The organism is Litorivivens lipolytica (genome assembly GCF_014191715.1).
Classification (GTDB): Bacteria; Pseudomonadota; Gammaproteobacteria; order Pseudomonadales; family Spongiibacteraceae; genus Litorivivens; species Litorivivens lipolytica.
The window spans coordinates 663,103-675,550 of the sequence record NZ_JACHWY010000002.1; the positions used below are offsets into that span (position 1 = coordinate 663,103).

12 protein-coding genes are annotated in these 12,448 nt (G+C 52.2%); 10 read left to right on the plus strand and 2 right to left on the minus strand.

Going from position 1 to position 12,448, the window contains the following annotated elements:
* Nucleotides 1-42 precede the first annotated feature (42 nt).
* From FHR99_RS11380 to FHR99_RS11390, 3 genes are all read left to right on the plus strand, one after another.
* Nucleotides 43-519: a pilin gene (locus FHR99_RS11380; RefSeq protein WP_183410785.1), complete on the plus strand. Its 477-nt coding sequence runs from the start codon at nucleotides 43-45 to the stop codon at nucleotides 517-519.
* A 64-nt stretch (nucleotides 520-583) separates the two neighbouring features.
* Complete coding sequence (locus tag FHR99_RS11385; protein ID WP_183410787.1) at nucleotides 584-2,521, plus strand: sulfatase-like hydrolase/transferase; 1,938 nt, start codon at nucleotides 584-586, stop codon at nucleotides 2,519-2,521.
* 3 nt (nucleotides 2,522-2,524) lie between these two features.
* Nucleotides 2,525-3,787, plus strand: coding sequence for an O-antigen ligase family protein (locus FHR99_RS11390; RefSeq protein WP_183410788.1), 1,263 nt, complete (start codon nucleotides 2,525-2,527; stop codon nucleotides 3,785-3,787).
* A gap of 3 nt (nucleotides 3,788-3,790) precedes the next feature.
* Here FHR99_RS11390 and nadC read toward each other — a convergent pair whose 3' ends face one another.
* Nucleotides 3,791-4,627 carry a carboxylating nicotinate-nucleotide diphosphorylase gene (nadC, locus tag FHR99_RS11395; protein WP_183410789.1) on the minus strand — a complete coding sequence of 279 codons (837 nt, stop codon included), beginning with the start codon at nucleotides 4,625-4,627 and terminating at the stop codon, nucleotides 3,791-3,793.
* A gap of 382 nt (nucleotides 4,628-5,009) precedes the next feature.
* On the opposite strand from nadC, the gene FHR99_RS11400 reads away from it, so the two are divergent.
* Genes FHR99_RS11400 through FHR99_RS11415 form a run of 4 tightly spaced genes read left to right on the plus strand, consistent with a single transcriptional unit; the run spans nucleotide 5,010 to nucleotide 9,585 of the window.
* The gene (locus FHR99_RS11400; RefSeq protein WP_183410790.1) at nucleotides 5,010-7,253 is read left to right on the plus strand and encodes a DUF1631 domain-containing protein; all 2,244 of its coding nucleotides are present in this window, start codon (nucleotides 5,010-5,012) and stop codon (nucleotides 7,251-7,253) included.
* An 18-nt stretch (nucleotides 7,254-7,271) separates the two neighbouring features.
* Nucleotides 7,272-7,832, plus strand: a complete 561-nt coding sequence (gene ampD / locus FHR99_RS11405; protein ID WP_183410792.1) for a 1,6-anhydro-N-acetylmuramyl-L-alanine amidase AmpD — start codon at nucleotides 7,272-7,274, stop codon at nucleotides 7,830-7,832.
* The gene (gene ampE, locus FHR99_RS11410; RefSeq protein WP_183410794.1) at nucleotides 7,832-8,683 is read left to right on the plus strand and encodes a regulatory signaling modulator protein AmpE; all 852 of its coding nucleotides are present in this window, start codon (nucleotides 7,832-7,834) and stop codon (nucleotides 8,681-8,683) included. Before ampD ends, ampE begins: the two co-directional genes overlap by 1 nt.
* A gap of 11 nt (nucleotides 8,684-8,694) precedes the next feature.
* A complete protein-coding gene (locus FHR99_RS11415; protein WP_183410796.1) occupies nucleotides 8,695-9,585 on the plus strand; it encodes an ROK family protein in 891 nt (296 codons plus the stop codon).
* Here the strand turns inward: FHR99_RS11415 and FHR99_RS11420 are convergent.
* Nucleotides 9,582-10,133 (minus strand): cob(I)yrinic acid a,c-diamide adenosyltransferase, encoded by a 552-nt coding sequence (locus FHR99_RS11420; protein WP_183410798.1) that lies wholly within the window; start codon nucleotides 10,131-10,133, stop codon nucleotides 9,582-9,584. The genes FHR99_RS11415 and FHR99_RS11420 overlap by 4 nt on opposite strands.
* Nucleotides 10,134-10,243: 110 nt before the next feature.
* On the opposite strand from FHR99_RS11420, the gene cobU reads away from it, so the two are divergent.
* From cobU to FHR99_RS11435, 3 genes are read left to right on the plus strand one after another with little or no spacing between them, the layout of a single operon-like run.
* On the plus strand, nucleotides 10,244-10,756 hold the full coding sequence (gene cobU / locus FHR99_RS11425) for a bifunctional adenosylcobinamide kinase/adenosylcobinamide-phosphate guanylyltransferase (RefSeq protein ID WP_183410800.1): 513 nt from the start codon (nucleotides 10,244-10,246) through the stop codon (nucleotides 10,754-10,756).
* Nucleotide 10,757: 1 nt separating this feature from the next.
* A complete protein-coding gene (gene cobT / locus FHR99_RS11430; protein ID WP_183410802.1) occupies nucleotides 10,758-11,804 on the plus strand; it encodes a nicotinate-nucleotide--dimethylbenzimidazole phosphoribosyltransferase in 1,047 nt (348 codons plus the stop codon).
* Entirely contained in the window at nucleotides 11,797-12,405 is a 609-nt protein-coding gene (locus tag FHR99_RS11435; protein WP_183410803.1) for a histidine phosphatase family protein, read from the plus strand. The genes cobT and FHR99_RS11435 overlap by 8 nt, the downstream gene beginning before the upstream one ends.
* Nucleotides 12,406-12,448: the final 43 nt, after the last annotated feature.

The following is a 12,448-nucleotide window of genomic DNA, read 5'->3' on the forward strand; positions in this document are numbered from 1 at the left end:
TGTGAGAACCGCTGAAGCACATAAAATGATCTGGAGATTATCATGAAGAAAGTTCAACAAGGTTTTACTTTGATCGAACTGATGATCGTTGTGGCGATTATCGGTATTCTTGCCGCGGTGGCTCTGCCTGCTTATCAGGATTACACCACGCGCGCTAAAGTTTCAGAAATCGTACTTGCTGCCTCTGCCTGTAGAACAACTATTACTGAAGTTTATCAATCTGGTACAAATGCACCAGGAGCGGACGGTTGGGGTTGTGAAAGTAGCACTGCTTCCTCTCAATACGTAGAAAGCATAGCTACTACTGCAAATGGCCGTATCGTTATTACTGGACAGAATATCGCTCAGCTCACAGACGGTTCTGCCGATGTGCTGACCTTGAGCCCGACTACAGATGGTTCTACCGAAATGACTTGGGCTGCCAACCAAGGAGACGCGGTATTTGAATGGGTTTGTGGTGACTCTACTAAAGGAACTACTATTCCTTCTCAATATCTGCCAGGTTCTTGCCGCGGCTAAGTTTCGGGGCAGTAAAAATAGGGCGCTCAATTGAGCGCCTTTTTCATTTCGGAATGCTCAGTTGGTGAGATTTTTGAGTTACTTAGGGAAGCATTTTTTATACGCAATCCTTGCTTTTTCAGTGATCGCTGGCTTTTCTTACTTTGGGGCGTTAAACCCTCATCCCTCGGGTCTGCTGAGTAGTCTGCATATTCTGTTTGGTAGTTTGATTTTATTGCTTTTAGCTAGTTTTATAAGCTTTAAAGTGTACGCTACTGTGCTGATCTCTCTTTGTATCTTTTCGCTTTCGTTAACAGTTTCTAACTGGTGGTATTTCCAATATTTCCAAACTTATTTTAATTATGAAGTACTTGCGCTTGCATTTGAGTCTCTCGATAGTTTTCGCTCATTCTCTACATTTGAGTCAAAAACGTCGGCAGTCACTCTGGCACTAGCAAGTTTTTTGTTAGCGTTGTTGTCAGTTTTTAACTATAAAAAAATAGAATTTCCTAGTAAGTCTGCAAATATAGGCGTTGTTTTTTTGCTGTTCGCATTTGTGACTAGCGGAGCCATTCTTTCCAAATCGTTCAATCACTATCGGCAATTGTCGATGTTTACGCTCGCTCCTTCTTATGTCAGCCCCATACATGCTTTTTTTGTATCGAGTCAGTCGACTAGTCCACGCGGAACCGAAGGTCAGAGTAAGGCTGAATTGTTGTTTGAGAGTCTTAATCGCGTCTCTATTGATGATGGTGATTTCGAAGCCGACAAGCCAACAACAAGAAACAACTTTAATGTTGTTGTGATTGCGATCGAATCAATGCGCGCATCACTCTTAGGAATGTACGGTACATTACCTAGCGTCACTCCAGCATTAGATAAGTTCGGCGAGCAGAATATTTCTGTCCGAAACTTTTATGCGAATACGAATTTTACGGTCAAAGGAGAGACTGCAATTTGGTGCGGAATCTTTGATCAAAGTGTCAAGCCTCCTTACTCGAAATTTAGCTCTGAAATAAAAAATCTTAGGTGCTTGCCTGAAATTCTTGCCGAAAATGGATATGACACACTCTATTTTCATGGGAATAGCGGACGTTTTTACAGTCGGAATGAGTATCTTCCAATCGTCGGTTTTGACACATTGGAGTTTTTCGATTCGGATCGACGTGCTCTATTGAACATGCCTGAAATAGGATGGGGTGCTTCTGATGAATCTATATACAAGTATATGTTGGAGGAACTTAAGAAAAGGGATGGGGGTTCTCCATTCTTTGCTCACTTTACTACTATTACAAGTCACTACCCTTTTCATTGGGATTGGGGCGTAGATACCCCAAATTTTATTGATCAATTAGATGAAAGTACCCTGTATAAAAATTATCTTAAGTCCGCGAGCTATAACGATTATGCGTTTTCGCAATTTTTAAAAGCTTTTCAGGAATCGCCTTTGGTTGAAAATACTATTCTTGTTGTGACTGCAGATCATGGTATTTGGTATTTTCCCGAAAGCCTTCAGTCCTCCTCTATTGTCAAAAGAAATGAAACTTTCTTTCGTATGCCGTTGTTTATATATCACCCTGATATAGTGGGTGGTGTTGAAATCGATCAGGTGAGCAGTCAAATTGATATTCCTCCGACTTTATTGGGGCTGCTGGGAATGGATCAGTACAAAGATCAATTCATTGGTAAGGATATGATGCGGCCAGTAGCAAAGCCTTGGGCTGTAATGATGAAGAGCGGTGAATTAACAATTCGGGTTGGTGAGCAGCTCTGCTCGATGAGTGTTGAAGACTGTTCGGGGGCGCATCAAGAGTGTGCAGCGAAGAATTACGGAGAGATATTTTTAGAAGATGTTTCTGATCTTGAATACTGTGAGCGCGTAAAGGGGGATATCCTTCTGGGGGGTGTCGTTGAGCCGGTTGAGAGTCAAAAAGGATGGTTGGCAGCCGGACTTGATTTAGTGGCGTCGCATAACGCAAGAGTGTTTGGTGGCCCCGAAAGTGGTCGGGTCGACTTGGAGTAGCTTGTGGATTTCTTGTTAGGTCAAAATTCGGTGGAGGGTAAAATATCTGGTTATTTGGATAGGTTTGCATCACTTTTGATATTGTTGGCTATCTTGTTGCCGTTTCTCGCGACCATTTCTTATATTTCCGTAACAGTTAATCGTGTCGCATCGTTTATTCAGTTTCTGTTCGTGCTTGTTTATACCCTGCCGACGATTCACTTTTATAAGGAATTATATTCAGTAAGTATTACAGCGAGAGTAGTTGCAGTCTTACTAGTAATTACCAGTATTGGCTGGCTAGTCAATTACATTCCGGTATATGGGATCTATCAATCTTGGTTCTACGCAGTTCAGGTCTTATTTGTGGGTGCGGCTGTAGTCTGGTTTGAGCGGTGTGGAATTTCTTCTTTTAAGTGGCTTTTCTTTTCTAAAATTATCATCTTCGGAATAACGCTAGCACTATTTGTAATCTATTTTTTGTCTTTGGGAGAGGGGGGTAATCCTGCGGCCATAAAAGGCAATCCTCCGGTGTTTCGTCATTTACGTCACTTTAATTACGAGCTGGCCTTTCTCTCGATGTTGGCTGTCGGCATGTTCTTTGTGTGGAGAGTGAGGTCAGTACATTATAGTTTTTGGGGTGGGTTATTCCTGGTGCTTGGCTTCGTTTCAGTATGGTCCGGTGGCAGGGGGCAATTGCTGGCGTTGTGTTTTTTTCTTTTATGCTTGGCTGTGTTCTCTCGCAAAATATTATTTGATCGCTCGGTTTTAATTTCTGTGCTTTGTTTTGTTGTCGGTGGATTGTTGGTGTTCTGCACTGATTGGACGTATCTTGTCGACTCGCCTCTTAAAAGAACCGTAGAGTTCTCATCAGTAAATAGCGTGTCTAGCGGGCGAATAGCGATCTGGACGGAGGCTATTCAGCATTTGGAGCGATCTGTGTTTTTTGGTTTTGGCCCAGACGCATTTTTAAGGCTGCCTATGAAAAGCGGTCCGGTACAGCCGCATAGCTTTTTATTTCAATGGCTTCTTGAGTTCGGAATAGTTGGCTCTTTGGCCTTATTTATTGCTTTGTATAAGATCGTACGGCACTGTTTGCGGGTTTTGCGGGGAGATGATTCCTTGGCAGTTATCACAGCTGCATCTTTTCTATCAGGTTTAGTGTTTGCGCTTGTAGACGGGATTCTCTATCACGCTTTGCCCTCGATTATGATGGGGTTGCTGCTGGCATTTCTTTATTCCAGCCGCTGCAACCCACGCCGTGATAAGACAGTGAATGGTGGGTAGTTCTTAGATCCTCATCGACAAATCCACAGCCCGGCAGTCCTTGGTTAAAGTCCCCAGCGAAATATAATCCACGCCAGTCACCGCAATCTGCTTAAGGTTCGCCGAGGTAATCCCCCCAGACGCCTCTATCTTGGCCTTGCCAGAGTTCAGGGCTACAGCCCGCACCATATCCCCGGTGCTGAAGTTATCCAGCATGATAATATCGGCCCCGCCTTCAAGGGCTTCATCAAACTGCTTCAGGTTCTCTACTTCAACCTCAACCGGCTTGCCGGGGGCGATTTCGTGAGCGGCTTCAATGGCTTGGGAGATGCCTCCACAGGCGGCGATGTGGTTTTCCTTGATCAGGAAGGCGTCGTACAGGCCGATGCGGTGGTTGTAGCAGCCCCCCTGGGTCACGGCGTATTTCTGGGCGGTGCGCAGGCCGGGGATGGTTTTGCGGGTGTCGAGTAGTTTCACGCCGGTACCTTCAACCAGATCTGCGTATTGGCGGCAGGTGGTGGCGGTGCCTGAGAGCAGTTGCAGGAAGTTGAGTGCACTGCGCTCGCCGGTCAGGAGGCTGCGGGCGGGGCCTTGCAGGGTAAACAGTGGTTGGTTGGGCTCAACCTTGTCGCCGTCTTTTACCTTCCAGCTGACTTCAACGCGCTCGTCCAGCTGGGCGAAGACTTCATTTACCCAGGCCTGACCGCATACGATCGCATGTTCGCGGGTGATGATCGTGGCCTTGGCGCTGGCGCTTTCGGCCACTAGCATGGCGGTGATATCGCCGCTGCCAACGTCTTCTTCAAGGGCCTGCTTTACGCTGCGGGTGATATCGGCTTGGAGGGTTTCCTGATTTAACATTGAGGTCCTGTTGGGTTTGCAGTGCGCGTTGCGCCTTCAAAGGTGATCTGTGTCACAAGTCTGGTTTGAGTCGGGCTTTTATCCGTATATTCACTTATAGGCATAACAATGTAGGCACGACGTCACACTGTGCGATTTCTTACTGGAAAAACCAGCTGCTTTTCAGTAATTTAAAGGGAAATAGTCACGCTGTGGCGGGTCGCTATGTGACGCTATTCTCAATTTGCGAAATAGTTGACCCGCTGCAAAGGCTTGGATAACCTGCTCCGACAGGTTTACGGCAAGTGACCTTTAGTGGCGTATTGTCCTGCACCGATTGATTCGGAGCAAGGGCTGTTTTGCGTGTTTGCGGTTGCCACGATTAACAGAGATGTAGCCAACAATGAGTAACGATAACAAGGTAGTGCCTTTGCGAACCGGCCGTGTAGCGCCCGGCGCTTTACCGCAGGTTTTGGCCGATTTGCAGAATCGTGGCTGGCTGTATCTCTCTGATTGTGCTCAAAAATTACTCGACAACGCCGACGATGCCCTGTTTGAGCTGGCAGATCGAGCGCTCCATGCAAATGAACAGAATCTGTATTTTGAGGCGATGCGGGAAATCCGCGTTCACCGCCGCCGTATTGAAGAGGCCTTCCGCATTCAGTTGGGCAGTCCCTTTCAGGCCTTGATCCAAGCTGATCGCAATGCCCGAACTTCAGCACAGCCCCTTGAACTGCTCGACTACGAGGATATGGAAGAGCAGGTAGCGGTTGAGTCGATGGCCAGTAAGGCGAGCAAGCGCTATGCTCAGGCCCTGTCGGCGCTGACCGCGAGTTTTCAGGCTTGGGCTGATTCTCAGGGTGTTGGCCTGACCGCGAATGAAAACCTTCTTCCTTTTACCCCACTAAGCATTTGCGACGCCTTTGCGCAGTCGACCCGTGATATTGAACTGAATATCAAACCCAAGCTGGTCTTGTTCAAACTGTTCGACCGGCATGTTGTTTCCGAGCTGGGTGGTCTTTACCTCGAACTGTCCACCGTGCTGAAGTCAGCAGGCCTTTATCGCGAAGGCGATAGTGTGTTGCGGCCGCGGGCTGATGAGCTTGATCCTCCCGCAGAAGCACCAGCGGCGGTTGAAGCCGAGTCTGAGCCTGTTGATATCGAAGAGCTGGCCCAACAGACCGGCGGTACCGTATTTGATGTGCTCAAGGGCCTGCTGGCGGCGGGGGGTGACAGCGGCGGTAAGATCCAGTTGTCCCGTGGCTCGCTATTGAAAGTGTTGCAGGAACTGCAAGGCTCGCAGCTTGAGCGCATGAATGTGGTTTCGCTGTCATCGGCTTCGCCGGTGGCGCAGCTTCCCCCTGATCTGGCTGACCGGCTGCGCAATGTTCAGCGCGACGTCTTGGATGAGTCAGATGAGACCGTCGCCCAGCGTGACTTTGATGTGATCAATCTGGTTTCGCTGCTTTTTCAATATGTACTGGAAGACGATAGCCTTGCCAGCCCGATGCGGGCCCTGATCGCTCACCTGCAAATTCCCGTGTTAAAAGCGGCAATGCTCGACAAGCGTTTCTTCAGCAAGGAAGGTCATCCTGCGCGCCTTTTGCTTAATACAATCGCCGATGCCTGTATCGGATGGCAGCCCACGGGTGATTTGGACAATGACCCGCTGTATGCGGAAGTCGATAGTCTGGTGCGCGATGTGCTGGCAAGAGCCGATGGCCAGGCGCGGGTTTTCCAAGAAGCCCTGGATGATTTTAAAGCCTATCTGGAGCAAGAGCGCCGGCGGGCCGATTTGGTTACCCAGCGAGTACTGAATGCGGACGACAGTAAGCAGGTTGCCGCACAAGCGCGCGAGCTGGTCGATAGCCTGTTGCAGTCCAAACTTAAAGAAGTTGAGTGCCCGGAAGTATTGACCGCGCTGTTGACCAATGGCTGGAGCAAAGTGCTTTTCCTGCAGTATATCCAGCAGGGCGAAGGCAGTGATGCATGGAAAGACGCGGTATCTGTGGTGGACGACCTGCTGTGGAGCGTACAACCTGTCAGCAGCATTGCGCACCGTGATAAGTTACTGACTGATCTGCCCTCCATATTGGAGCGCCTGCGCGCAGGCCTTAATCAGATCGGTTACAACCCCTACGATCTCAAGGAACAGCTACAACAGCTGGAGACCGTACACATGGGCCTGCTTAAAAAGAGCAGGGACGTGAACAACAATAATAATCAAGCTGTGAAAGAGCCCCCGATGAGTCCGAAACCGGTGGAGAGTTTCCCGGAAAAGGATATCGATTTGGATGCTCTGGATGCCTCGCTGGCGGCATCACTGGGTGAGGGGCCGACGGCGACAGATTCTGAGTTGGCCGATGCCGAGCGTCGATTGTCACGATTGCAAGTGGGTAACTGGGTGGAGTTCCTGCAGGACGACGGCAGTCGTTTGCGCTGTCGTCTGGCCGCGGTGATTGCCAGTACCGGCCGTCATATCTTTGTGAACCGTTCCGGCATGAAGGTCGCTGAGCACGAGAAAGATCACCTGTTGCACAAGCTGGTCGATCAAAAGATGACGATGCTGGACGATGGCATGTTGTTCGACCGGGCGCTGGAATCCGTGATCAGTAATCTGCGTGATATGAAAGACAAGCCGGTCTGATCTGGCCGGCTACCTGCTGTGAAGTACCCTTCATTCAATCTTGCTTCAGATGGCTGGCTGTCTGATGTGGAGGTCTGTGCCTCACCCAACTTCAACCAGCGTCCGGCGGGAGCCGAAATCAGCTTGCTAGTGATTCACAATATCAGTTTGCCGCCTGGCCAGTTTGGTGGGCGTGAGGTGCATAAGTTTTTTACCAACTGTCTCGATTGCAGCGCGCACCCGGCGCTGGCTGATCTCCACGGTGTGAAAGTCTCCTCTCACCTTTTGATTGATCGCGAGGGCGCCGTGACCCAGTTCGTACCGTTGACTGAGCGTGCCTGGCATGCCGGGCAGTCCTGTTTTGAGGGGCGCGACAACTGCAACGATTTCAGTATCGGCATTGAGCTGGAAGGAACCGATATTGAACCCTACACTGAAGCTCAGTATGGCGTGTTGGCTGAGGTGACAAAAACCCTGCTGGCACACTATCCTTTACTATCCCCGGCGCGGATCGTCGGGCACAGCGATATCGCGCCAGGGCGCAAAACTGATCCAGGCCCGGCATTCGATTGGCATAACTACAAAAAACGGCTGAGTTAATGGAATTTCTGGCAATCATCACGGTACTGATCGCGCTGCAGATCTGGGGCTATGGCGCCATTCCCCAACAGGACGATTGGCTGGCGACCATGCATCAGCGGGTTTCCTCCATTGGTAATTTGCGGCTGCGGCTCGCACTGCTGATCCTGTTGCCAGTGTCTGTGGTGCTCATCTTGCAGGTTGTTCTGGAGGGTGTGCTTTGGGGATTGCCGCTGCTGCTCTTTTATGTGGCGGTGCTGCTCTATAGTTTGGGGCGCGGAGATTTTCGTTCTCACATTGCCCTGTATACCGATGCCTGGCACCGGGGTGATTTGCAGGCAGCTACTGAGCAGGCCCGCGAACTGGAAGGCTTCGATCATTCAGCGACGCCCACGAATGCGTCGGAGCTGCACGCGCAGGTGCGCAAGGCGGTTTTCTATCAGGGTTTCGAGCGCTGGTTCGCGGTGGTGTTCTGGTTTGTCTTGTTGGGCCCGGCCGCTGCGTTGGCCTACCGCTTGTTCCGTTTGCTGGGCAGTCGCCCGGAAACCACAACCGAAGAACAGGTCCTGCTCGATCAGGGCGTGCAGTTTCTGGAATGGCTTCCCGCTCGCTTGCTCGCCTTTACCTTTGCCGTCGTGGGCGACTTTGATCGAGGTATCAGTGCAGTAAGCCCCCACCTAACAGAATCCACACCCGCGGCAGATCTGCTGGGCGACAGCGGTCATGCGGCCTTGGCCGAAACGATCAGTGCCGATTGTACGGCAGATAAATTTGCCGGGCAGGCCGAAGCGGAACTGAGCTGTGCGCAGAAACTGATCTCGCGCAGTGTGGTGTGCTGGGTTGCCGTGCTTGCCGGTCTTCAGTTGTTCTAGCCCACCTGCCGATGCGCATTGGTGTTGATCTTGGCGGGACCAAAATCGAAGCCGTGGTGATGGATGACCACGGCAGCATTCTGACTGCCCGTCGCATTTCTACCCCCGTCAACCAATATCCTCAAACGCTGCAAGCGATTGCTGATTTGGTTCAATCGCTGGAATCTGATTGTGGTTCGCCTTGTCTGGTGGGTATCGGTACGCCGGGCTCGCCGCAGCGCAATGGGCTGATGAAAAACTGCAACAGCACCGTATTGAATGGCAAGCCGCTTAAAGCTGACCTTGAGAAGCGTCTGCAGCGAGAAATCCGAATGGCGAATGATGCTGATTGCTTTGCGCTGTCGGAAGCAATGGATGGCGCCGGCGCGGGCTTTGAAACCGTATTTGGCGTGATTTTGGGCACAGGGGTTGGGGGTGGGTTGGTGATTCATCAGCGCTTACTGTCTGGTCCCAATGGTCTTGCCGGTGAGTGGGGTCATAATCCCTTGCCGACATCTAATGAGCAGCGCCCCTGTTATTGCGTTAAGCGCGACTGTATCGAAACCCACCTGAACGGCGCAGGGCTGATGAGCTTGGTGCCGACCGATCAACAAAAGCAATGCCAAAGCGCCGCTGACTTGAGTGAACTCGCGCTACAGGGTGATGCGCAGGCTGAAACTATCTTGCGTCTTTATGCGAGCAAGCTCGCGCAAGCGCTGGCGACCGTGATCAATGTTGTCGATCCCGACGTGATTGTACTCGGTGGTGGCTTATCGAAAATCAAGCCGCTATACGAATGGCTGCCAGCGCTGTTGCCGGAGGCAGTATTTGGCGGTGAGTGCACAACGCCGGTGGTGCCGGCGCGTTATGGGGATTCTAGCGGGGTTCGAGGCGCAGCGTGGCTGTGGCCTGCAGGGGTTTAAGACTTTGCTGGCTGCCAGAGCACTTCTTCGCCGCCATCGCGGCGCGCGATCAGTCGGGCCATTACAAACAATAGGTCCGACAAGCGATTCAGGTATTTACGAACCGGCGGGTTCACCTCATCGGTTTTGCTTAGCGTAATCACGCAGCGCTCGGCGCGTCGACAGACCACCCGCGCCAGATGGCATTGGGCGGCGGCCATGCTGCCGCCGGGCAGAATAAAGTTTTTCAGAGGTGGTAAGGATTCGTTTAATCGATCCAGCTCTTCTTCCAAGGCGGTAATGCGTTCCTCGCTGATTAGGGTATAACCGGGAACTGCCAGTTCACCGCCCAAATCGAATAGATCGTGCTGAACCTGCGACAGCAGCGCTTCGTATTCATCGCCTTTGGGCAGGGCCGCAATCAGTACGCCCACATGGCTGTTGACCTCATCTACGGTGCCGATGGCCTCCATGCGCGGCGCATCCTTGTCGATGCGGCTGCCATCGCCCAATCCGGTGGTGCCGTCGTCGCCGGTGCGGGTGTAAATTTTCGAAAGGCGGTGCCCCATAGTGTCCTCTTTGCCCTGATTTGCGCTAGGTGCTGCGGTAGAATAGCCATTTTGCCAGAATCAGCGGCGCGAGTTGAGCCTGAATTCCGCGCTGGTAAGGAATCAAGCCAATGATAGAATTCTTTCTCGGTGGTGCCCGTTCGGGTAAAAGCCGGCTGGCAGAGGCGGCTGTTGAACGCAGCGGGCTGGAGAAGGTCTATTTGGCGACCGCGCAGGCCCGCGATGGCGAGATGTCGGAGCGAATAGCGCGCCATCAGAATGATCGGGGTAATCAGTGGCGGACGATTGAGGAACCCTTGGCGCTGACAGAAGCCTTGCGCAAACAGGCCTCAGCGGAGCGCTGCATTCTGGTCGATTGTCTGACACTTTGGCTAAGCAATTGGCTGGAAGCCGACGAGGCGGGTTGGACAAAGGTTAAGCAGGAATTTATCCGCACATTGCCCGAGTTGCCGGGCCACATTGTGCTTGTGAGTAACGAAGTGGGGCAGGGGGTTGTTCCCATAAACACGTTGGCGCGCCGTTTCGTTGATGAAAGCGGCTGGTTGCATCAGGAGTTGATGCCGGTCTGTCAGCGCGCGGCCTTTGTCGTGGCCGGTATACCAATAACACTTAAGGAGAAATGAGGTGGAAGAAGCGTGGTACCTGGAAGAGGCTCCAGCACCTGACGAAGAAATTTTGGCGCAGGCTCGCGCACGGCAGGATAACCTGACCAAGCCTAAAGGTGCGCTGGGGCGACTTGAGGAAGTCGCTATTCAGCTGGCCGGTAATCAGGCCACATTGACTCCATCGATTAGCAAACCCGCGATTGTGGTATTTGCTGGTGACCACGGTGTCGCTGCCGAAGGCGTTTCGGCCTATCCACAATCCGTTACCGGTGAAATGGTGCGTAATTTTTCTGCTGGCGGCGCGGCGATAACCGTATTGGCACGCAACTTTGATATTCCCTTCCGGGTGTTCAATATGGGAACGGTGGACTCACTGGAAGAATTGCCCAACGTAGAGGACCGTCGCGTTGCGCCCGGCACGCAAAACATCTGCAATGCGCCGGCCATGGATGCGCGTCAGTTGGAAGACTGCATGACCGCTGGTAAAGAGGCGGTAGAGTCGGCCGGCGATATTGATTTGTTTATCGGCGGCGAAATGGGGATCGGCAACAGCACCATCGCCGCAGCTATTGCGGTGGCGCACACCAAACTCGCAGCACAGGCAATGGTCGGGCGGGGCACCGGTATCACGGATCAAGGCTTGGCGAAAAAGTCAGCGGTGGTAACGCGAGCTCTGTCCAAGCATCTTCCGCATATGCGCAACGGTATCGATTACCTGCAGCGCATTGGCGGCTTTGAAGTCAATGCCTTGGCTGCGGCCTATATCCGCGCGGCGCAAAAAGGGATTGCGGTGCTGGTCGATGGTTATATTTGCACGGCGGCGGCGATGGCGGCAGTGAAAGTTAACCCCAGCATTCGGCCCTGGTTGTTTTTCTCGCACTGCTCCGCAGAACCCGGGCATGAAAAACTGTTGAACAAGCTCGATGCCAAACCACTTCTTTCACTCGAAATGCGATTGGGCGAAGGTAGTGGTGCGGCCTTGGCGCTGCCGATTTTGCAGTCAGCCTGTGTATTGCACCGGGATATGGCCAGCTTCGATGAAGCGGGAGTCAGTCGCAGTGACTGATTTCAAAGTCACCACCATTGATCTGCTGCGCCACGGTGCCTGTGAGGGCGGTGAAATTTTTCGCGGCAGCACTAATGTCGCGCTGAGCGACAAAGGCTGGGAGCAGATGCGCGCCGCTGTGGCGGATGAAGGTGGCTGGTCGCAGATTGTCAGTTCAGACCTGAAGCGCTGCCGGGAATTTTCTGATTGGTTAGCGCAGGATCGCGGTATTTCGGTTGAAACGGATGCCCGCCTGCGCGAGATTCACTTCGGCGACTGGGAAGGCAAACTGATTTCCGAGGTGCGCGAACAGTACCCGCAGGAATGGAAAACTTTCTTTGGCAAACCGTCGCAGGCCGTTGCCCCTAACGGCGAAACCATGGCTGATTTTCATCGGCGGGTAACGCCGGCCATCGGTGAATGGGCGGAGCAGCTGCGCGGCCAGCATTTTTTGGTGGTGGCCCACGGGGCGGTCATTCGCTCTATTATGGTGAATTGGCTGCAAATGCCGCTGGATGCGATCACCAGCCTTTCAGTGCCCTATGCGGGCATGTCGCGGTTCAAGATTTTTGAAATGAAGGGCAGTGAGCCTTGGGCGCAGTTGGTGTTTCATCGAGGGTAGACCGCCCTCACCCTGTCCCTCTCCCGGAGGGAGAGGGTACCCT